This is a genomic window from Heyndrickxia faecalis, assembly GCF_040267745.1.
Classification (GTDB): Bacteria; Bacillota; Bacilli; order Bacillales; family Bacillaceae_C; genus Weizmannia; species Weizmannia faecalis.
In genome coordinates, this window is sequence record NZ_CP158453.1 from 3,377,293 (window position 1) to 3,398,792 (window position 21,500).

Here is a 21,500-nt window from a genome sequence, read left to right on the forward strand (position 1 = left end):
CACGGTCCGCGTTTATTTTTGGCAAAATATCGGCCTGTTCCTTCATATATAACCTGTCTGTGCTTACTTTTAACCAAAATTTCGCTTGTTTCCTTAACTTAGAGCCACTCTATGTTAAGATACGGCGAAGGTTTGGCTTGCTTCCTTAACGTAGAGCCCTTCTATGTTAAGATACACGGCTGTTTTCGACTGCTTCCTTAACGTAGAGCACTTCTATGTTAAGATACGCGACGGATTTCAGCTGCTTCCTTAACGTAGAGCCACTCTATGTTTAGATACGGCGAAGGTTTGGCTTGCTTCCTTAACGTAGAGCCCTTCTATGTTAAGATATACAGCAGTTTTCGACTGCTTCCTTAACGTAGAGCCACTCTATGTTAAGATACACGGAAAATTTCAGCTGCTTCCTTAACGTAGACCTCTTCTATGTTAAGATACACAGCAGTTTTCGACTGCTTCCTTAACGTAGAGCCTCTCTATGTTAAGATACGCGGCGGATTTGGTTCGCTTCCTTAACGTAGGGCCTCTCTATGTTAAGATACAAGACAGATTTCGGCTGCTTCCTTAACGTAGAGCCTCTCTATGTTAAGATACACGGCAGATTTGACTTGCTTCCTTAACGTAGAGCCTCTCTATGTTAAGATACACGGCAGATTTGACTTGCTTCCTTAACGTAGAGCCTCTCTATGTTAAGATACACGGAAAATTTCAGCTGCTTCCTTAACGTAGAGCGCTTCTATGTTAAGATACACGGCGGTTTTGGCTCGCTTCCTTAACGTAGAGCGCTTCTATGTTAAGATACAAGACAAATTTGGCTCCCTTTCTTAACATAGAGCCACTCCAGATTCACCTTTCAACCAAAATTTTGCGGGATTTTCACACTGACAACCGTTTTACACACGGTTCCATTCCTTATAAGGATCTCTCTTGGTCGAATCAGGCCAACATTGGATATTTTTATAAAATAAATCTGCCAAAAAAGAACAATTGTTCCTCATTATATTACATTAACGAATGGTTTGTCTACATCCCCGCTTACTCATTGATATACCCCTTGGAAAATAAAAAAAGCGGATGCTCCCGCCGTAAAAACAGTGGCGTTCCCCGGCAAGCAACCCGGCCGGGGAACGCCCATTGTAAAAATACAGCAATCATGTTTATTAGAAACGTTCCATTGCCATCAGGTTTTTTGCCCGTGCCCGTGTCTTCAAACTTTCCTGCACATGCCGACCGAATCGGAATCGTTCAGCAAGTGTACGTGATTACGCCCGGCTGCGAAAAACTTCCCGGTTAATCAAATTGGGCGGACATTCTCCAAGCAGCCCTTTCGTGAGATTTTCAACCGCCAGTTTTGCCATTGCATAGCGTGTTTCGTGTGTAGCAGAGCCAACGTGCGGAAGGGTGACGACATTATCCATTTTTAAAAGCGGGTTATCCGGCGAAACAGGTTCCTGTTCATATACATCAAGGCCGGCCGCATAAATGATTTTTTCCTGAAGGGCTTTGACAAGCGCCGCTTCATCTACTGTCTTACCCCTTGAACCATTGACAAAAACGGCCGTTTTCTTCATCATTTTGAATTCCCGTTCCCCGATTAACCGGTGCGTTTCCGGGGTAAGCGGCACCATCAGGCAAATGAAATCCGATTTTTCCAGCAGTTCATCAAGCTCACAGTATACCGCATCATACAGCTGCTCGGCTTCCGGGTCGCGGGAACGGTTATGGTATAAAATGTCCATATCAAAACCGAAATGGGCCCGTTTCGCAATTTTGCTTCCGATTCTGCCCATTCCGATAATGCCAAGCGTTTTATGGTGAATATCAATGCCGTAATGCTCAGTGGAAACAGGCGCTTTCCAATTTCCGTTTTTGACAAGCCGGTCCAGTTCCGTAAATCGCCGCGCCGCTGCAAGCATCAAGCCAAAGATGGTATCCGCTGTTGTTTCATCGAGCACACCCGGCGTATTGGTTGCCATAATCCCCCGCTCTGTTAGCAACGGGATATCGAGATTGTCATATCCGACCGTTATATTGCTGATGATTTTCAAGGCCGGTGCGTGGTCCAGCAATTCTTTTCCTGCCCGGAGCCAGGAACCAAGCAGCCCGTCCGCTTCCGCTAAGTCAGGCAGAAGATCGGAAATATCCTTGCCCCCCGGTATGTAGCGTACTTCAAATGTTTCCTTCAGCTTTTCAATCAAATCCCCAGACAGTTCGCTGTATACCAATACTTTTTTCGCCAACCGAGCCATCCCCCTTTGTTTACGTTATTCTTGTAAAATTATAACAAAGAATAAGGCGAGCGTCCTTTAACCGGGTTTCCGGAATGTGCGATTTTTTGTAATCTCCCGGCCAAAATAGGATAGGATAAGAAAAAGCCAATCCTGGAATCGGGGTGTTGAAGCATGGTATTCCTTATCATTTTGATGATTGTCCTGAATCTGTTTGCTTTTCTCATGCCCAAAAAATTTAGTGGCATTGAAATGCTGTGCACCACCCTGTTTGCCATGTACCTTGAATTAATCGTCAATTTATTTCTGGATCTCAAGTATGATCTTTTTGGATACTTTACAAAAGGAGTCGACTGGAAAGCCCTTTGTTATTTGTTTGGGATTTATCCGGCCATCAATATTACCTTTATCAACTTTTTTCCAAACCGGTTCCGCACCCGGTTCCTCTATATTGCAGGATGGACGATCGTGGCGATGGTTTTTGAGTTTTTGTTCATCATGACGGGTACGTTTTACTACAATGGCTGGAAACCTGTGTATTCTGCTATTGCGTACCCTATCCTCTTTTGCATCCTGGCGTTATTCTATCAGCTTGTTCACCTGCTTTTGCTCAAATATACCCTCAACCGCTAGGCATCCAAAAAAATGGTTAAAGAAACCGCGGCACTGAACGCCCCGGGCTTGTGGCAGCCGCCGTATCTGGCACGGGAAAAGTCTGGCAGGATTTGCTAAAATAGAAAGAAAGTCATTGAGGTGGAGACATTGAAAAACAAAGTTATTTTGCTTGCATCGGATCAGCTTGGAAAAGGAGAACAAGAATTGGGGGAAGGATTGTTGGAAACCTTCTTTACCATCCTGAAACAAAAGGAAGAACTGCCGGCCGCTGTTTTTTGCGTAAACCGCGGTGTGTTTACGTTAACAGAAGGCTCGCTTGTTTCCCTTCAATTGAAAGAATTGGAGGAAAAAGGCGTGGACGTTCTTGCTTGTAAAACCTGTGTGGACTTTTATGGGCTAAACGAAAAACTTACAGCTGGAAAAATCAGCAGCATGGCACAATTTGCAGAATTAGCATCCAAATATGAAGTCCTTACATTATCCTGACCAGGTGGGAAAATCTCATTCGGACTAAAAAATAGAGAAAAAGCCCTGCATCAGGCAGGGCTTTTTCTGTTCTTGCTAAATCCCGGCGATGTCACGTGCGCCTAACCAGCTTCGAAATACCGAGGCCGGTGCACACATTTCTTTTTTTCATTTCATGCAAGAGCAACAGCGGAAAAGTTTTGCGTCTGACAGATTTTTTCCTCACTTTTCCAAAAAGCCGGAAAATCCCGGTGGTGTCAGGTGCGCCCGACCAGCATCGAAATGCCGATGCCGCCGCCGACACAAAGCGAGGCAAGGCCGGTGCGCACATTTCTTTTTTCCATTTCATGTAAAAGTGAAACGAGAATTCTTGCGCCGGATGCCCCGATCGGATGCCCCAGTGCAATCGCCCCGCCGTTAACATTGACTTTTTCCGGATCAAGCCCCAAATCCCTGATAACGGCAAGGCTTTGGGAAGCAAAAGCTTCGTTCAGCTCGATTAAATCCACTTCTTCAAGGGATGCACCAGTCTTTTCAAGCAGCTTTTGAATTGCATAATAAGGGGCATAACCCATGATGGAAGGGTCCACTCCTGCTTCTGCATACCCTTTAATGACCCCGAAATAAGGAATCTTTTTTTCATCCGCAAGTGATTTTTCCATTAAAACAACAGCAGCTGCGCCGTCATTGATCCCCGAAGCATTCCCTGCTGTGACAGTACCGTTTTCGAGAAAAGCGGGTTTCAGCTTCGCGAGCCCATCAAGCGTCGTATCGGGGCGGACATGCTCATCCTCGGAAAACAGCATCTCGCTTCTTCTCTGTTTTACTTTTACCGGCACAATTTCGTCTTTGAAGCGGCCGGTCTTTTGTGCCTGTGCGGCTTTTTGCTGGGATCGAAGCGCAAAACGGTCCTGTTCCTCGCGGGAAATGCCGAATTTTGTCGCCACATTTTCCGCCGTCAAACCCATATGGATGCCTTCAAATGCATCCGTCAGGCCGTCGCGCAGCATGCTGTCTGCCATCGCCATATTGCCAAGCTTATGGCCCCAGCGTGCCTGTTCTGCAAGAAAGGGCGCACGCGACATGTTTTCCGCCCCGCCGGCAACTATTATTTTCGCCTCACCAAGCTGGATCATCTGGGCAGCAAGCAGCACAGCTTTCAATCCAGAGCCGCATACTTCATTCACGGTTACGGCAGGCACTTCATACGGAATGCCGGCTCTGACTGCCATTTGCCGGGCCGGATTTTGACCGAGACCCGCCGACAGAACATTGCCAAAAACGGCATAATCGACCTCCTGTGCAGAAACGCCGGTGCGCCGGATCGCTTCTTCTGCGGCAATCGCACCCAGTTCCACAGCAGATATATCTTTTAAACTGCCGCCGAATTTCCCGATCGGGGTCCGGACGGCGCTGATAATCGCAACTTCATGCATATACGTTTACTCCCTCTCTGTCATTTCCCATCCACAATCCTAGCAACTTGTACTATAATGGGAAGGTGTCCGTGCATCGTGATAAGTTGTATTTCGACACCGTTTATATTAAATTATTTAGTACAGTTTCTCAAATTTCAATAACAATTCGTATGTGTCAAGTTTTTCTCGACAAGGTTTAAATATCGGGTATTCCAAGACACTCTTTTTGTACACTTTCGGCTACCGTGCTTTACTTGCTCGGTGTAATTTTCGGAAAAGATGTAATATTTCCGTATAAAGATGGATAACGGGGATGTTGAGGCGCGCGAAATTCACTCGCTTTCCGCGGGCGGCCGGCGAGCCTCCTCGCTCGTACCTCGCTGCGGGGTCTCTCCTGGCTCGCTTTTCCCGCAGGAGTCTCGTAAATTTCGCGCGCCTCAACGATCAGTCCCCACTGAGCCAGGCTTAAAACGAAAGCTCTAATATTTTGCTTAAATGTCCCATTGCCGATGAACTGCTTGAATGCAGGGCAACTGATCCGTGCTTTACGCCCACTGACGGGCGTACAGGCTGCTTGAGTAGTTGAGACATCCTGATGGATTGTTTCAAGTTCCGTTGCTTTCTCTCGCTTCTTGAACGGTGTTTCAGATAGGCTTCTCTCAATGTCCCATTGAGTATGCCTTGTTTGATTTTCACCATGGCTTCTGCGCCAAGTTCACTCCAATGCATGCCCCTTTTTTTCATCCTGAAGGAGATATGCCTTTGATTCGATTCCATCGCTCCTAGGCCTCTCGCACCTTCCGGCACGTTTTTCACCCTGTCTCTCCAGTCAAAAATGCGGTCCCAGTTTTTCAAGATATACGAACGGAATTCCTTGATTTTCTTGAGGGCCTTTTTATCCGTCAAGGTGCTTTCGTGCGTATCCAAATATAACGTGAATTGGTCCAGGTCATGCGTTCTAATCGCTTTTCTAATTTGCTCCTTGATCTCGCTCTTTCCGCCCCCAAATGTCCTTATGATGGCTTGTGCAACGTGGTAGGTATCCAGCTGGTTGAGCACCGGAAATTCCGACTGTGAGAATGCTGTTTGAAACCGTTCAGCTGTGTACCCAGCACCTCCATCACTGTTTGTAATGACATGCGCTTTTTCGAGGGAATAGGTGTTGGCAGCTGTGGCTTGGACTTCATCCCAAAATGTCTGAATGTCTTCCGTCGTCATGATGACTGTGGGCTGACGCAGGGAGACCCTTTTTCCATTGGTTTGCCATCCCTCATAGAGAATGGCGTGGTGGACTTCCATACTCTGTTTCTTTTTTAGTCCCCGAACGAATACACCATCTGCTTCAGAAAACAGGTAGTCTACCTTCTTCCCCTCAGGCAGGGAAACAGCTATTTCTAGCTCTTCTACAAGTGCCTTATCGGCTTCCGCCTGAGTTTTCCCTACGTGTTTTACCATGTTCCCTACAGTTGTGTGACTAAGACTCACTGCTGTCCACTCTTTTAAAATATCAGCTACTTCCCGATAGGTGTTCTCACTTGCCAACTCTGCCACCTTTAATTCCACTAACGGGCTGTATCGTTGGTGTGGTACCAGCCCTAACCATTCATCCAGAGGATAATGGGAATTTCCTCTCTTGTCATGCATTAATGAGCGTTTAAAGGTCACACTTCCAAATAGAAACTGAATGTTTCTGTTATCACTCCGGCAGTACACCCAGCCCTCCTCTAACTTCTCCTGTTTAATTATTTTATCTAACTCTTCAAATATTTCCCCAACCCATTGTGTAAAAGCCTTCTGCATCAGAAGTTTAAGCTGTTCTTCAAATTCGATAAGACTCTTTGTATCCTTTAATAATCCAGCAATTATTGATATAATATCCATGGGAAGACCTCTCTCTCTAGATGTTCATCTTGAAGTGTACAATTAGATGATAGAGCGTCTTCCCATTTTTTTCCACTCATATGCCCCGTCGAGTAAAATTTTACACATACTAACAATTCCTGTAAAAAAGGTGTGAATAGCAGTTGCAAATCGGAATAGACAAGATCGGGTTTTATACCCCGCATTTATATGTTGACATGGAAAAACTGGCACTTGCCCGGAATGAGGACCCTGGAAAATTTTTAATCGGAATCGGCCAGGAAAAAATGGCCGTCGCCCCGGTGACCCAGGATGCGGTGACGCTCGCAGCCAATGCGGCGCTCGAAATTTTAACAGACGAAGATAAAGAAAAGATCGATTTTGTTATTTTCGGCACGGAATCCGGCGTCGACCACTCGAAGGCAGCTGCAATTTATGTGCACCGCCTGCTCGGTTTAAAACCGGAAGTGCGGGCCGTTGAAGTGAAAGAAGCATGCTTCGGTGCTACGGCAGGGCTGCAAATGGCAAGAGGGCATATCGCCCTGCATCCGGAAAGCAAAGTGCTCGTGCTCGGGTCCGATATTTCAAGATACGGATTGAATACTTCAGGAGAGGTTACCCAAGGGGCGGGCGCCGTCGCTATGGTCGTAAGCGCCCATCCGAAAATTCTTGCGATTGAAGAACCGAGTGTGTATCATACGGAAGACATCATGGACTTTTGGCGGCCGGTCTATTCGGATTCCGCTTATGTGGATGGCAAGTTTTCCAATGAAAAATACATCAGTTTCTTCCAAAATGTCTGGAAGCAGTACAGAGAAAAAACCGGCTTTACGCTAAGTGATTTCAAAGCCATTTGCTTCCATATGCCGTATACAAAAATGGGCTTAAAAGCGCTGAGAACGGTGTTGGATGAAACGGATGAAGACGGGCGCGAAAGACTCCTGGCCCATTATGAAACAAGCAAAAGTTATAACAAAATAGTCGGGAACATTTATACCGGCGCTTTGTATTTGAGCCTGCTTTCCCTGCTCGAACAAAATACAAATATAGAAGCAGGTGCGAGGATCGGCCTGTACAGCTACGGTTCCGGCGCAGTCGGGGAATTTTTCTCAGGGATCCTGCAGCCGGGCTACCGTAAAGCCTTGCAGCCGGCCCGCCATCAGCAAATGCTCGAGGCACGAAAAGAAATTAGCGTTGCCGAATACGAAGCCATTTTTACCACATCGCTTCCAAACGACGGGTCGGCCGTTACCTTGCCGGTGAACGAGGATCCGGCCACCGTTTGCCTTGCCGGAATCGAAGGGCACAAGCGGCAATACGTTAATAAAAACAATCGAGTAGGAGGCTAATCATTATTTGATTAGCCGACCTCTCACACCACCGTGCGTACGGTTCCGTACACGGCGGTTCTAAAGTTTACGACCGTACAGACAGATAATAATCCAGAAAACTTATATATCTTGCTCTTCGGAAGAGTTCGTTTGTAAGGGTTCTGGCTAATATATGGCTGCCGGAGATTCTCCAGTAGCCTTTTCTTGTGTTAGCCCATTCCCACGCCTTTCTTTTATTGATCCCTAATTTCACGAGCCAATAAAATCTTGTGCGTACTCTCTTCCATCTTTTCCAAGTTACCATTCGCATTCTTCTTCGTGTCCATTGATCCAGTCTGGTTACCAGACTTTTCATATCCGCTAGCTTGTAGTAATTTACCCATCCTCGGACAGTGTCGTTTAGCCTTTTCTTTCTTTCCTCTACGCTTAATCCGTTGCTTCTTCCTGTGATTCTGCGAATTTTCTCCTTTAATTTTTGAACACCCTTCGGGTGTACCCGGAATTTGCATTTTCCTTCATAAAGGTAGAATCCATAACTCAGGAACTTGATGTTTCTAATATGTGTGATCATCGTCTTCTCTCGATTCACTTTGAGTCGCAATTTCCTCTCAATGAATGGGAGAATGTTATGGTATGTTCTTTCGCAGCTTCTTCGGCTCTTACAGAATATGATCACATCATCAGCGTAACGGACAAATCGGTGATTTCTTGCTTCCATTTCTTTATCCAATTCGTTTAACATTACATTGGCAAGAAGCGGACTTAGTGGTCCTCCTTGTGGAACACCGAAATCATTTGTTGTCCTTATTCCTTTGATCATAACACCTGCATTTAGGAATTTATGGATTAAGGAGATTACACGTCCGTCGTGAATTGTTTCACTCAATATCTGGATAAGCTTACTATGGTTTACCGTGTCAAAGTACTGTTCTAAGTCCAGGTCTACTACATACTGGTATCCTTCATTTACATTCTTTTGGCACTTGAGAAGTGCCTGATGTGTACTTCTATGTGGTCGGAAACCGTAGCTATTGTCTGAGAACTTTCTTTCATATATAGGGACTAGGACCTGCGAAATGGCTTGTTGGATGACTCGGTCTACTACCGTTGGTATTCCAAGTTTCCTTGTTTTCCCGTTGTCTTTTGGTATTTCTACCCTTCTAACGGGTTGGGGCTTGTATGTCCCATTTCGAATGGAGAGGACGAGTTCCCTCTGGTGTTCAGTTAGGTATGCCAAAAGTTCACCTGTTTTCATTCCATCGACACCGCCCGCACCTTTGTTTTTCTTTACCTTTTTATAGGCACGGTGCAGGTTATTACTTGAAAGGATTCGTTCGAGCATCCATTCGTTCTGTCTGTTGGTGTTAGTGGTGTTGTTTTCAGTTATCCTCTTGAAACTATGCCCTCTGCCATATCCTTCCTGTTCCGCAGTATCTTTTTGACAGCAGGTTTCTTCCTGTTTTCTGCATTTGTTCGTTTCTTCGGTAACTTTCATTGACTTCCACTTCCTTTAGTTCAGCCCTTCCTTCGATGCTCCAGGCATCTCCGTACTATGGCTTCTGCTGACTTCTCACGGCAAATCTTGTTTCAACCAGGTTTCATACTCTGTTTCCACCTGTCCATGAGACCTCCCGTGGTAAGGTGATTCACTTTCATTCCATGTACCCGCACCATTTACGTTTCCACATCCGGATAGCTTTTGGGCTTTGACTTGTTCAGCAGCCTTACCCTGTGAGAGTACGCCTAATGATGTTCGTGTTCCTCGGGTCAGAATTTTGCCTCCAGCTTCCTTCAGATTCCATCTCACGATGGACACCCTTGCTCTTGGCTAATGGTTGGTCGCTACCTACCCCCATAGCGGACTTACACCGCCTAGCGAATCGCCATGCACGGCGCACTGTAAAAACGAGAGGCATGCTTAAAGCGTGCCTCTCGTTTTTGCTAAAGAGAATAAGCGCAGGCCACTTTTCAAAAACGGAGATGTCGCCGTAAGCACGGGCCTCAGTGGTTCCATCCAGCTTTAGGAAAAACCGCCTGCCTGCCAGAAGCCGCTGAAAAGCTCCAAAAGAAGAAAACGGTGGGACATCACCATAATCGTGTCTCACCGTTTTTTTTCTATATTTTGTTCAGTACCTCGGTATTCTTGGCGCCGTTTTTCATACCCGCGTGTTTTTTCTTCCTATCTGTGTTCAGTGCCCCCGCCTGTCATCCTCTGATTTCTTTTAAAATTTCCTTTGCCGTAGCAAGATCAATTGTCCCGCTTTGTTTTAGTTTTTCTGCAACCCGGTCAATTTCGCTTCCGGAGGCACCTGCTGTGATAGCGAGCGATTTGGCGTGCAGTGCCATATGCCCTTTTTGAATCCCGTCTGTTACAAGAGCTTTGATGGCGGAAAAGTTCTGGCCAAGCCCAGCGGAGACAATGATCGATTCCAGTTCTTTTGCATTTTGGTAACCCAGCAGCCGCTTGCTGAAACCGGCAGCAGGGTGGATGCTGATCTGGCCGCCGACTGTCCCGACCGGAAGCGGAAGGGTGAGGCTGCCAAGCAGGTCTCCGTTTTCTGCCTTGCTCCAAATAGAAAGGGAACGATACTTGCCGGACCTTGCTGCATAGGCATGGGCACCCGCTTCAATTGCGCGCCAATCGTTTCCGGTTGCGATCACAACGGCATCAACGCCGTTCATAATGCCTTTGTTATGCGTTGCAGCCCGGTAAGGATCCGCGTATGCAAATTGGGCGGCTTCAATGATCCGGTCGCGGACTTCTTCACCGGACATGCCGTTTTTTTCAAGCAATGACACGGGAATCCGGCATTCGGCCGTTGCCAGGCATTCAGTGGCATAATTGGAGAGAATGCCCATTAATGCCCGTCCCCCTGTCCACTCTTCCAAATGCGGTTTGATCGCCTCCGCCATGGTATCGATGATATTCGCACCCATTGCTTCCAGCGTATCAATATGGAGATGGACAACAAAAAAAGCAGGTGTGCCGGCTTTTTCATCAGCCGGGATCAGACGGACTTCCAATTTCCGGGCCCCGCCGCCCCGCTTCACAATCGAAGGCTTGGCTTCATTTGCCGTTTGCAAAAGTTCTTCCTCATGGGCCATCACCACCGTTTTCGCACGGATCGGATCCGGAACTTCCATTAACGCCACCTGCCCGATCATCATACGATTGCTCACTGTCGTTCGGAAACCGCCTGCCTTGTTGATGATTTTTGCCGCCGAACTTGCCGCCGCCACAACAGAAGGCTCCTCAATCGCCATCGGGACGACATACTCTTTTCCGTCAATCAGAAAGTTCAATGCCGTACCATATGGCAATTCATATTTGGCAATCTGGTTTTCAATCATATGGTCCGCCGTTTCATCCGGCAGCACAAGCCCTTTTTCAAGCAGCGCGGCATCTTCGGCTGAAATGGCCTTCGCCTGTTCCAGCGCCTTGATTCTTTCAAGCCGGTTTTTTTCGTAAAATTTATGCAAAGGTTGCTTTTCCATATTTTCCTCCTCTGTGCGCGATAAAGTGCATACATTTATTTTAACGCATTTCAGGGGGAAAACCAGCCATCCAATTTTCCGTATGTGTCAAGTTTTTCTCGACAAGGTTTAAATATCGGGTATTCCAAGACACTCTTTTTGTACACTTTCGGCTACCGTGCTTTACTTGCTCGGTGTAATTTTCGGAAAAGATGTAATATTTCCGTATAAAGATGGATAACGGGGATGTTGAGGCGCGCGAAATTCACTCGCTTTCCGCGGGCGGCCGGCGAGCCTCCTCGCTCGTACCTCGCTGCGGGGTCTTTCCTGGCTCGCTTTTCCCGCAGGAGTCTCGTAAATTTCGCGCGCCTCAACGATCAGTCCCCACTGAGCCAGGCTTAAAACGAAAGCTCTAATATTTTGCTTAAATGTCCCATTGCCGATGAACTGCTTGAATGCAGGGCAACTGATCCGTGCTTTACGCCCACTGACGGGCGTACAGGCTGCTTGAGTAGTTGAGACATCCTGATGAATTGTTTCAAGTTCCGTTGCTTTCTCTCGCTTCTTGAACGGTGTTTCAGATAGGCTTCTCTCAATGTCCCATTGAGTATGCCTTGTTTGATTTTCACCATGGCTTCTGCGCCAAGTTCACTCCAATGCATGCCCCTTTTTTTCATCCTGAAGGAGATATGCCTTTGATTCGATTCCATCGCTCCTAGGCCTCTCGCACCTTCCGGCACGTTTTTCACCCTGTCTCTCCAGTCAAAAATGCGGTCCCAGTTTTTCAAGATATACGAACGGAATTCCTTGATTTTCTTGAGAGCCTTTTTATCCGTCAAGGTGCTTTCGTGCGTATCCAAATATAACGTGAATTGGTCCAGGTCATGCGTTCTAATCGCTTTTCTAATTTGCTCCTTGATCTCGCTCTTTCCGCCCCCAAATGTCCTTATGATGGCTTGTGCAACGTGGTAGGTATCCAGCTGGTTGAGCACCGGAAATTCCGACTGTGAGAAAGCTGTTTGAAACCGTTCAGCTGTGTATCCCGCACCTCCATCACTGTTTGTAATGACATGCGTTTTTTCGAGGGAGTAGGTGTTGGCAGCTGTGGCTTGGACTTCATCCCAAAATGTCTGAATGTCTTCCGTCGTCATGATGACTGTGGGCTGACGCAGGGAGACCCTTTTACCATTGGTTTCCCATCCCTCATAGAGAATGGCGTGGTGGACTTCCATACTCTGTTTCTTTTTTAGTCCCCGAACGAATACACCATCTGCTTCAGAAAACAGGTAGTCTACCTTCTTCCCCTCAGGCAGGGAAACAGCTATTTCTAGCTCTTCTACAAGTGCCTTATCGGCTTCCGCCTGAGTTTTCCCTACGTGTTTTACCATGTTCCCTACAGTTGTGTGACTAAGACTCACTGCTGTCCACTCTTTTAAAATATCAGCTACTTCCCGATAGGTGTTCTCACTTGCCAACTCTGCCACCTTTAATTCCACTAACGGGCTGTATCGTTGGTGTGGTACCAGCCCTAACCATTCATCCAGAGGATAATGGGAATTTCCTCTCTTGTCATGCATTAATGAGCGTTTAAAGGTCACACTTCCAAATAGAAACTGAATGTTTCTGTTATCACTCCGGCAGTACACCCAGCCCTCCTCTAACTTCTCCTGTTTAATTGTTTTATCTAACTCTTCAAATATTTCCCCAACCCATTGTGTAAAAGCCTTCTGCATCAGAAGTTTAAGCTGTTCTTCAAATTCGATAAGACTCTTTGTATCCTTTAATAATCCAGCAATTATTGATATAATATCCATGGGAAGACCTCTCTCTCTAGATGTTCATCTTGAAGTGTACAATTAGATGATAGAGCGTCTTCCCATTTTTTTCCACTCATATGCCCCTTCGAGTAAAATTTTACACATACAATTTTCCAGCTTGCCATCTTCCTTCGTGCGTTTTTTTATCTTAATAGCCACGTAGATAATTTTTTAATAATTTAGTTTACTCAGAAGAAACGGGGTGCTCTCCACTTCATAGTTGAATTATAAAAATTTTGCCTTTTTCTCGGTATCTCCGAAAAAAGCCGGAGATTTTCGTTAAAACGCATATTCCGCACGTAAATTTTTCTATTTTGTGATTTTTTTAAAGGAATTTTCTCCTTCTTTGTAGAATTGAATGATTATCTAACTAGAGGAAGATGAGGAAATTTTTATGTCAGATCAAATTTTAACCTTACATGTGGGGCCGTCTCAACTTTTATCTAAACTGTGTGATGAAATAGAACTCGAAAAGACCATTAATAATTTAGTCAAATGGGATTCTGTCCGTTGTCATATCTCACCCGGAACAAGGATTAAAGCCCTTGTCTTAAACATTTTATGCAGTGGCAAGCCCCTTTATAAGGTTCATGAATTCTATCAAAACCTAGATTCTGAGATGCTTTTCGATACATCGATTTCACCCGATCAATTAAATGATGATGCATTAGGAAGAGCATTAGATTACTTGTATAAAGCCGAAGCATGGAAAGTATATTCCACCCTTGCATTAAAAGCATTAAAAAAATTGAATCTTCCTATTGGTGTACTCCATAACGATACAACATCAATTTCTGTTTACGGTGAATATAAACAACCGAAGGAAGATGGACTGCAAATTACGTACGGGTATAGTAAGGCCCATAGGCCTGACTTAAAACAAATCGTTCTGGGGATGGGGGTCACACCTGAACGAATTCCTATTCTTGCAAAAGTAGAAAATGGGAATACTTCGGATAAATCTTGGAATGTGGAATTCATTCAAAAGATGAGAAAAATCCTTTCCCATGAAGATTGGAAAAATCTCATTTATCAAGCCGATTCTGCATTAATCACAACGGAAAATCTAGCGGAAATTCAACAACAAAATTTATCGTTTATTTCCCGTTTACCTGATACATTCGGTTTAAGCACAGAACTAAAGAAAGAGGCATGGTTGCTCAATAACTGGGAAAGGGTAGGCTCACTTAGCAATAAAAAAGACGCAGCTATTTACCAAATTCAAGCTTTTGAAAGACAAATTCAAAACCTTCCTTACCGGTTTCTTGTTGTCCACTCAAACAATTTAGATCAACGAAAAGAGAAAACCCTAAATCGGGCGATCGAAAAGGAAGAAATAAAATTAAAAAAAGAGATAGAAAAACTAAGTAAAGTTATCTTTCATTGTAAAGAGGACGCACTAGAAGCAATTCAATCTTTTAAGAAAAAACAAAAGGCTTCATATTTCTGTTATAAACTAAACGTCCAGATGAGTGATCAACCTATCAAACGAAAAAAGAGAGGAAGACCTAAAAAGGACGAACAGACAAAACGAGAACAAATCTATCAGATACAACTGGAATCGTTTGAAAAAGATCATGATTTTATCGAAAATAAGAAAAGAATGCTCAGCACTTTTGTTTTAATCACAAATAAATTAGACGAGGAGACACTATCCAATCAAGAAGTTTTGAGGGTTTATAAAGGACAGTCGGCCGTTGAGACCCGTTTCCGATTAATCAAAGATTCACAAATGATTGATGCCATTTACTTGAAAACCCCGGAAAGGGTTGAGGCCTTAGGGATTGTGTATGTGATGGCTTTATTAATCTATGGAATTTTAGAATATCGAGTTAGAAAAGAACTGAAAGAAAAGAACCTATCTCTAATCTTGAAAGGAAAAAGGAAACTCTATCAACCCACAGGTCAAGCATTGTTAGAGCAATTAGAAGATATCACCGTGATCCTTATAAATCAAAATCGACAAAAATTAAGGCTCTTACCCGATAATATTGATTCACAAGCCAAAAAAATCATTGAATTATGCGGGTATGATCTATCAATATACGTGTCAAAAAATGTCGAAAACAAAGGCGAATAACACACAACAGGAGGAATTCATGAAAAGAATGTCGAATTCAATAGAACTTTATCGAAAATTCCTCAAAAATAAGAAGATATCATCCCACCAAAATGTTTAAATATAGTTCATTCAAAAATTAAAATGAATTTTATTTAAGACGTGCGAAATGTGGGTTAAAAGATATAAGAAAATTGTTATTTTCTATGGCGGTTTTATCATACATTCGTATAATTAATCTTAGAAAGGGAGTGGGAAAAGCGATGCTGGATCACTTCACCGATGCATAAATACCAGCGGAGATTAACGCTACACGGTTGTATCAAACCCTTCCGCCAAACCGAAAAGAGGTGGAGAGGATTATCTTCTTCCTCGCTAAAACGATATCTTAGCATCGCACAAACACTATGAAAAAAATACTGTTGATTTTCTTCTGGGCAGCTGTTGCATTGTATCTTTATTTCGGAGACAGATTTAATCAAACACTTCATCTTGTTTCCGGAGCTGTTTTATCCGTAATCGGTACAGTCGTTGTTGTATGGTATTTCGTAAAATTATTTAAACGCAGGGAATCATATGACAAATAAAAAGTTCGACCAGGCCTCTTATAATAACAAAAACAGAGAGCACAGGCGCTATTTACCCCTGCGCTCCTCCGCCCGTTCTTTTATTCGTAACATGGCAACAGAAGAAGATCTGAATGAACTTGAACAACTCATCAAGGAAAAAAGAAATATTCCTAAAGATTGTTGGCTGCACAGGAGCTGTCCCAATAGTCGATCAATGGCTGATGGGAGTCCCTCATTTATTTAACCGGCTGCTGATTCACTATATGGGACCAGCAGACAGATAAAGCGAGGAGTATGCCTTCATCATTTGCAGGTTATGTCCTTGCAGCTATACGCCTTCTGCCTCCAATTAACAGTAGAAATGCAATAACAATATAAACCACTGCCCCCGTAAGGCATCCTCTTAATGTGAGATGGGCATCCACTTCCGGCCCGCTACTGATAAAACTAATAAAATCGATTGCTGCATGAAGCATGATCGGGAGTATTAAACTTCCCGAGCGAAGATATAAGGCACATAAAACTAGGCCTAAACAAGTAACCTGGATGACCTGCAACGTTGTAATATAAAATGATTGATGAAAAAGGTTAATAAAATGAAATCCGCCAAAAATCAACCCGGAATACAGGCAGGCTTTTATTCTCCCTGCATAAGCCGCTTTTCCTTCGTTTAAATAGAAATTGATTTTAGAAAAAATAATTCCCCTGAAATAATATTCTTCGAAGAGCGCGACAATCACTGAAATCCCGCCGGCCTTTAATATATTTAGCAATGCATGACCGGAAGATACCAATATATCAATCATAAAGAAAAAGAAAACGGGTATCATGATCAGCAGTGTTTCTTTAAAAGAAGACTTTATCCGCCATGTTACTTTTTGTTTTAAAAACAACACATTTAAAAAGAAAACACTTACAAGCAGTACCAATTCTTCAACAAATACTTTCGTGATGTCTCCAAAATTTGCGACAAAGGTGAATCTTAAACAAATTAGAACAAAGGCAACCCATGCCATCGAACAAATCATCACCCAACAATCACGCGTTTTTCTCATGAACGCCCACCAGCCATTCGTATCATTTTTCAAACCAAATATGATTTTAACATAATCTCAGGCTGTATTCCGGCGTTCGCTTTTTATAAGCTGTGTCATATGGCTGATCAAGGAAAAAAGAAACATTCTTAAATGCTAGCAACCCTCTAGCATCCCGCTGTAATGAACATTTAGGAAGCCCCTTTTTGGCCATTTTCAAATCATTTTAGCTACAAAAACGATGGCATAGGCAGAAGGAATAAGCAGGAATAGCGATGCGAATGTGCCCACTGTTTTGCTACCTACCATTGCAACAACCACTTTTCTAAAATCCTCTTCACTGCATTTGCCATCGATCACATCATCGGTCATGATGGATAGCTGCGGATCAATGAAGATCGACATCAAAATGGTTGCAACTCCATTAATAATGGAAGATAAAGTGATGCATGTTGCCCTTAAATCCGGTTCAAGACTGCCCGCATAAATCGGCGCCAAAGAACCAACTGTTAATAAAGCAACTGTTACCAGATTGTAAATAATAATTTTCACCGGCAGCTTTCTAAAGTTGAGCTGTAAAATATTTTCTTTTACAGGTACAGCAACGCAGTCCTTCATATAATGAAGACCTGCCTTGGAAAAACTGTGCAGAACCAGCTTAGGAATAGACCGGTCAGCCGAGAAGTACAAAACGCCCCGGTAAAATAGTCTTTGGAAAGTTGGAATGAGCAAAGCGCCAACTGCAGTGGCTACTCCGGAAATAATGATGATAAGGTTAAAAATATGTAATAAGCCGCTTGTCTCCGTATGACCTTCAACATATTTCGTCAGCAGCGGTACTTGAAATGTCACTGCAATCCTGGAAATCAAGGTTAAAATATTGAAGACGGCAAAAGATACTGCAATCTTCCCTGTTCTTACCCCTACCATTCTGACCGAATAAGCTAGGGTTCCAATCAAGGATATGATGAAATTCAAGATGAACACAATGATCATCTGTAAGGCCATATTTCCACCTCCTGGGGTAAATGATCGTCGGACAATCCTTCCCATTCAAGCCCTTCTATCTTCTGTTCCATAGTCTTTGGTGCCACAAAGCTCAACTTTCATTTTACTAAACCAATTTAGCTACCAACAACTTAAAACCATGATTTCTCCCTCTATCATTGCTCAAAATCTTACCCGGTTAAGCGCCAATGGACGTTTTAGAATAGTGCTGGCTATTCCAATTTCAAAGCCATTGAAACACTTCTAACTTGAAACCCCAATTTTTCATATAATCTTATAGCCGGATTACCCTCATATACATTTAAGCGTATCTCCGTAAGTCCTTCTTCTTTTAAGGAATGTTTTGCGTATAGCATTAATTCTTTCGCTATCCCTTTTCCTCTAAACTCTTCCTTTACAAACAATTCATAAATAAACCCGACTGATTTCTCCGTAAAAGAATCTTTGCTTATACCGGTTAGTATCCATCCTAAAACTTGCTGATCCTCAACCGCAACAAAGTAGCTGCATCCCTTTTTTAAAAGGGATGCAACGATTTCCTTTGCTTTTTCAAGATTTGGCTTTGTTTCGCCCATTGTCCCCTCATAAATCGCCTGCGAAGTAAGACGTTGAATTTGTTTCATTTCCAATTGATTCGGCAATCTTATTTCCATTTATCCCTCTCCCTCGGATCAATAGAACTGAAATCCCCCAATCTTGAGGGCCATTTTTAATCCTCTCGATATTTTTCTTGGTACATCGTTTTCTCCACGAGAAATTCGCTAAAACTGCTTTTCATCTTTACCATAATGAAAGAAAATACCACAGACGTATCTTGCTTGCACTTATACTGTTTTACAATGATTAATCTCTAAATCCTCATTTCTTCTTTGATAGCTTTATCTTTTAAAATATCTAACTTAGGCGTGATGAAATAGAAAATAAAGGTCCCTAAAAGTCCGATTACAGTTAATATCCAAGCCATAACGAAGGGTGACAGGAATCCACTTAACGAGACAGTTATTCCGACTATGATCATACATAAGTCGTATTGTAAATTATAAAATGCTAAATATGCACCTCTGGCGTTTTCAGGAGGAATGGTTGCCATGTAAGATTCTTGAACAGGAGCCAATAGTACTTCTCCTAAAGTATGAAGCGCCATCATGATAAATAAAACCCAAATATTATTTGAAAACGCAATCCCGGAAAATCCAATTGTATATATAAAACAATTGACTACTAATATATTCTTATCTTTATATTTTTGTGTTAATTTGGCCGAAAACAAAGCGATTAATGCTACTAATATCGTGTTTTCACTTCTTAATAGCCCCATCATGGTGGATCCATCAATCTTCCACAATAAAAAATCTTGTATAGGCATATGTTTATCCAGCTTTATTCCAATGTAATTGGTCAATTGGTTTTCTAATGATAACAAAAGGACAGCTGCAGTTAAAAAACTTATAAAAAGTCTGTCCTGGACTACTTTCTTGTAGGTGTAGTAGACTTCTAAAATATGTTTTCTAGGCGTCATTTTTGGTGTTGCTATCGATTTGCTAGGTTTGTGGGTCTCTTTTATAAACAAGAAAATGACGATAAGGATGATCGCTGTCATAAGTGTAAGAATTAAAAATAGCTGAAACAGATACCGTTTGAAGAAAAAGGCTCCGATAATCCCGCCTATAGACATAGAGATATTATTTGCCCAGTACATAATAGAATAAATCGTCTTGCGCTGATCAGGCGTACTGACATCAATAAGCATGGCCTGATTTGCAGGTCCGGCAAGTCCCCAGCAAACACTATTCATACACATTGCGATAAATGTTAATCCATAAGATTCAAACCAAGGGGAATTACTCACTGTCATTATAAAAAATGAACAAAGTCTTAAAGACTCAGCTGTGATCATTACATTTCTTCGGCCATACTGATCCGCAATATACCCACTTAAAAGTGACATTGTAATACCGGTAAATACATTGATGAGGATCAGTAAGCCGGTAATTTTCGTTCCAAAATGATCAGCCAAGTATATAGACATAAAGGGAAGTACCATGTTACCCACTAACCTGCTGGCAAATAATTCGAAAATTCTTACTTTTATATTAACGTGAAAATCTCTAAATTTCATAATTTGATCCTCTCAAGGCCATAAAATCTGATTCGGTAAGTTTATAAATGATTCCTAAGCGAATGATTCATATGTCTTCAACCAGCATCACATCGTGCACATCCGGGATGGTACAGCGTATAATCAGTTTGGCCTCCGCTTTTTCTTCCCCACTTATTCTTTAATAGCTTTGTTTTAAATGCTTTGTGCTGCATTTCAGGGTACTGCTATTGTTAATTCGTTTCTCCAACCTTCCCAATCACATTTACACCATTGGGATCTTTTTGATTTGAAATAAGGATACCACTCATCACTGCTTTACTTATTGTAGGGGTTTCTCCTATTTTTGAGCGAATAAAATGAACTGGACTGTTTAATAATTTAGATAAATCTCTTTCGAATCCCTCTTTTTTTAAAATTAACTCCAATCCCTCCATTTTTTCACTGGATCGTGTTCCATCTATTGAGTCGGCATTACTTTGAAGCTCAATTCTAAAACCATAGGGCGTTCCTATAAAAGTTCTTCTATCATTCGTGTTAACTGGCCAGTTCATGCTCCGGGCATTGTGACAAATTTTATCGAGTTCTTTTTTTGTTACTAAAAATCCAATGTGATCAAACATAACCTTTTTCCCAAATCCAAAAGTGATGTTCATTGCACCTCTCCTGACTTCAATTATCCTGAAAGTAATAGGTTTGTTCCGGAAATCATCCCATTCCAAAGGAGGATTGAAAGTTTGATATTCTCCTTGGTATTTCCCCGTCCGAAGTGAAGTTCGAAAACCATTCTCTACATAGAATTTTTCTGTTTCCTCTAAATGAGGTGTCCAAAAATGATAATGGAATAGCAGCATATGAACCCTCCTCAAGTTTTCCCAAATTACTCTAAAATCAAGTACAGATTCTAACACTGAGCTGGCAGGGCAGGCTGGATTTGTATGTATTTCCCGGTACGCTTAAATGAACCAAGAACTCCTTTGGTAAAAGATTCTGCAAAACAGTCCCCTTTTTCGTTAAACACTATGGCCGGATTATTCATTAAATCCTGTTTTTTGTATTCATTTTATCATATATTCTAAATATTATTAAGAAATTTTTCAACTTAAATCTTGTTCCCTCGACAAGGAATAGAAGAATGAAAAGTATTGTATATTGGCTGTGGAACGAAGGATTGCGATATGGAAAACGAAGGCGAAAGAAAAAAACTTAATGGTGGTAAGCTGAAACACCAGTCAAAAAGATCTTTAGCAAATAAAACTCGTTTGATCATGTCTGGTGCATACCGGCTTACACAATGGACTTGCCTGCTTGATTTTTGTAGATGACGCTTTTGACCGCCATATGACGGCCGAACTGGCTTAAAGGCAATGAAAACCGCTTATCAGGCTCGTAACTACTTTTTCCTTATTGGTTTTTCCAAATCTTGATTTACATCCACAACAGTGTTATTTTTGCAGCAGGAAAGACAATAAGAACGTGAAAATCCTGGCAGTAAAATGAGCATAAAAAACAGATGACTGCCACTGG

At 42.8% G+C, this 21,500-nt stretch carries 16 protein-coding genes; 5 read left to right on the forward strand and 11 right to left on the reverse strand.

Going from position 1 to position 21,500, the window contains the following annotated elements:
- Nucleotides 1-1,259 precede the first annotated feature (1,259 nt).
- The gene (locus tag ABR335_RS16045; protein WP_014096411.1) at nt 1,260-2,237 is read right to left on the reverse strand and encodes a 2-hydroxyacid dehydrogenase; all 978 of its coding nucleotides are present in this window, start codon (nt 2,235-2,237) and stop codon (nt 1,260-1,262) included.
- A gap of 162 nt (nt 2,238-2,399) precedes the next feature.
- On the opposite strand from ABR335_RS16045, the gene ABR335_RS16050 reads away from it, so the two are divergent.
- Nucleotides 2,400-2,858 (forward strand): CBO0543 family protein, encoded by a 459-nt coding sequence (locus tag ABR335_RS16050; RefSeq protein WP_014096412.1) that lies wholly within the window; start codon nt 2,400-2,402, stop codon nt 2,856-2,858.
- 129 nt (nt 2,859-2,987) lie between these two features.
- Complete coding sequence (locus tag ABR335_RS16055; RefSeq protein ID WP_014096413.1) at nt 2,988-3,326, forward strand: DsrE family protein; 339 nt, start codon at nt 2,988-2,990, stop codon at nt 3,324-3,326.
- Nucleotides 3,327-3,562: 236 nt separating this feature from the next.
- Here the strand turns inward: ABR335_RS16055 and ABR335_RS16060 are convergent, their stop codons facing one another.
- On the reverse strand, nt 3,563-4,741 hold the full coding sequence (locus ABR335_RS16060) for an acetyl-CoA C-acetyltransferase (RefSeq protein ID WP_014096414.1): 1,179 nt from the start codon (nt 4,739-4,741) through the stop codon (nt 3,563-3,565).
- 447 nt (nt 4,742-5,188) lie between these two features.
- Nucleotides 5,189-6,604: an ISLre2-like element ISBco6 family transposase gene (locus ABR335_RS16065; RefSeq protein WP_260832253.1), complete on the reverse strand. Its 1,416-nt coding sequence runs from the start codon at nt 6,602-6,604 to the stop codon at nt 5,189-5,191.
- Between the two features lie 143 nt (nt 6,605-6,747).
- Here ABR335_RS16065 and ABR335_RS16070 point away from each other — a divergent pair, with 143 nt between their 5' ends.
- A complete protein-coding gene (locus tag ABR335_RS16070; RefSeq protein ID WP_017552043.1) occupies nt 6,748-7,932 on the forward strand; it encodes a hydroxymethylglutaryl-CoA synthase in 1,185 nt (394 codons plus the stop codon).
- A gap of 67 nt (nt 7,933-7,999) precedes the next feature.
- Here ABR335_RS16070 and ltrA read toward each other — a convergent pair whose 3' ends face one another.
- From ltrA to ABR335_RS16085, 3 genes are all read right to left on the reverse strand, one after another.
- Entirely contained in the window at nt 8,000-9,409 is a 1,410-nt protein-coding gene (gene ltrA, locus ABR335_RS16075; protein ID WP_017552042.1) for a group II intron reverse transcriptase/maturase, read from the reverse strand.
- A 710-nt stretch (nt 9,410-10,119) separates the two neighbouring features.
- On the reverse strand, nt 10,120-11,409 hold the full coding sequence (locus ABR335_RS16080; protein ID WP_014096418.1) for a hydroxymethylglutaryl-CoA reductase, degradative: 1,290 nt from the start codon (nt 11,407-11,409) through the stop codon (nt 10,120-10,122).
- A 377-nt stretch (nt 11,410-11,786) separates the two neighbouring features.
- A complete protein-coding gene (locus tag ABR335_RS16085) occupies nt 11,787-13,202 on the reverse strand; it encodes an ISLre2-like element ISBco6 family transposase (protein ID WP_014095994.1) in 1,416 nt (471 codons plus the stop codon).
- Nucleotides 13,203-13,599: 397 nt separating this feature from the next.
- Between ABR335_RS16085 and ABR335_RS16090 the strand changes: the two genes are divergently transcribed.
- Together ABR335_RS16090 and ABR335_RS16095 are read left to right on the forward strand one after the other, a co-directional pair.
- On the forward strand, nt 13,600-15,285 hold the full coding sequence (locus ABR335_RS16090; protein ID WP_014096930.1) for an IS1634 family transposase: 1,686 nt from the start codon (nt 13,600-13,602) through the stop codon (nt 15,283-15,285).
- A gap of 555 nt (nt 15,286-15,840) precedes the next feature.
- The gene (locus ABR335_RS16095) at nt 15,841-16,077 is read left to right on the forward strand and encodes a hypothetical protein (protein WP_014096420.1); all 237 of its coding nucleotides are present in this window, start codon (nt 15,841-15,843) and stop codon (nt 16,075-16,077) included.
- A 70-nt stretch (nt 16,078-16,147) separates the two neighbouring features.
- Here ABR335_RS16095 and ABR335_RS16100 read toward each other — a convergent pair whose 3' ends face one another.
- The 5 genes from ABR335_RS16100 to ABR335_RS16120 all read right to left on the reverse strand — a co-directional run bounded on the left by ABR335_RS16100 (nt 16,148) and on the right by ABR335_RS16120 (nt 20,827).
- Complete coding sequence (locus tag ABR335_RS16100; protein WP_014096421.1) at nt 16,148-16,888, reverse strand: CPBP family intramembrane glutamic endopeptidase; 741 nt, start codon at nt 16,886-16,888, stop codon at nt 16,148-16,150.
- Nucleotides 16,889-17,083: 195 nt separating this feature from the next.
- Nucleotides 17,084-17,875, reverse strand: coding sequence for a lipid II flippase Amj family protein (locus ABR335_RS16105; RefSeq protein WP_014096422.1), 792 nt, complete (start codon nt 17,873-17,875; stop codon nt 17,084-17,086).
- Between the two features lie 212 nt (nt 17,876-18,087).
- Nucleotides 18,088-18,528, reverse strand: a complete 441-nt coding sequence (locus tag ABR335_RS16110; RefSeq protein WP_014096423.1) for a GNAT family N-acetyltransferase — start codon at nt 18,526-18,528, stop codon at nt 18,088-18,090.
- 197 nt (nt 18,529-18,725) lie between these two features.
- Entirely contained in the window at nt 18,726-19,994 is a 1,269-nt protein-coding gene (locus tag ABR335_RS16115; RefSeq protein WP_014096424.1) for an MDR family MFS transporter, read from the reverse strand.
- 212 nt (nt 19,995-20,206) lie between these two features.
- A complete protein-coding gene (locus ABR335_RS16120) occupies nt 20,207-20,827 on the reverse strand; it encodes a hypothetical protein (RefSeq protein ID WP_017550280.1) in 621 nt (206 codons plus the stop codon).
- Nucleotides 20,828-21,500 lie beyond the last annotated feature (673 nt).

Bases quoted from the DNA above. Each gene is read 5' to 3' on its own strand.
- ABR335_RS16120 (WP_017550280.1), bottom strand. From the start codon at position 20,827: ATGCTGCTATTCCATTATCATTTTTGGACACCTCATTTAGAGGAAACA.
- ltrA (WP_017552042.1), bottom strand. From the start codon at position 9,409: ATGAAAGTTACCGAAGAAACGAACAAATGCAGAAAACAGGAAGAAACC.
- ABR335_RS16105 (WP_014096422.1), bottom strand. From the start codon at position 17,875: ATGGCCTTACAGATGATCATTGTGTTCATCTTGAATTTCATCATATCC.
- ABR335_RS16065 (WP_260832253.1), bottom strand. From the start codon at position 6,604: ATGGATATTATATCAATAATTGCTGGATTATTAAAGGATACAAAGAGT.
- ABR335_RS16080 (WP_014096418.1), bottom strand. From the start codon at position 11,409: ATGGAAAAGCAACCTTTGCATAAATTTTACGAAAAAAACCGGCTTGAA.
- ABR335_RS16060 (WP_014096414.1), bottom strand. From the start codon at position 4,741: ATGCATGAAGTTGCGATTATCAGCGCCGTCCGGACCCCGATCGGGAAA.
- ABR335_RS16090 (WP_014096930.1), top strand. From the start codon at position 13,600: ATGTCAGATCAAATTTTAACCTTACATGTGGGGCCGTCTCAACTTTTA.
- ABR335_RS16110 (WP_014096423.1), bottom strand. From the start codon at position 18,528: ATGGAAATAAGATTGCCGAATCAATTGGAAATGAAACAAATTCAACGT.
- ABR335_RS16095 (WP_014096420.1), top strand. From the start codon at position 15,841: ATGACAAATAAAAAGTTCGACCAGGCCTCTTATAATAACAAAAACAGA.
- ABR335_RS16115 (WP_014096424.1), bottom strand. From the start codon at position 19,994: ATGAAATTTAGAGATTTTCACGTTAATATAAAAGTAAGAATTTTCGAA.
- ABR335_RS16085 (WP_014095994.1), bottom strand. From the start codon at position 13,202: ATGGATATTATATCAATAATTGCTGGATTATTAAAGGATACAAAGAGT.
- ABR335_RS16050 (WP_014096412.1), top strand. From the start codon at position 2,400: ATGGTATTCCTTATCATTTTGATGATTGTCCTGAATCTGTTTGCTTTT.
- ABR335_RS16100 (WP_014096421.1), bottom strand. From the start codon at position 16,888: ATGAGAAAAACGCGTGATTGTTGGGTGATGATTTGTTCGATGGCATGG.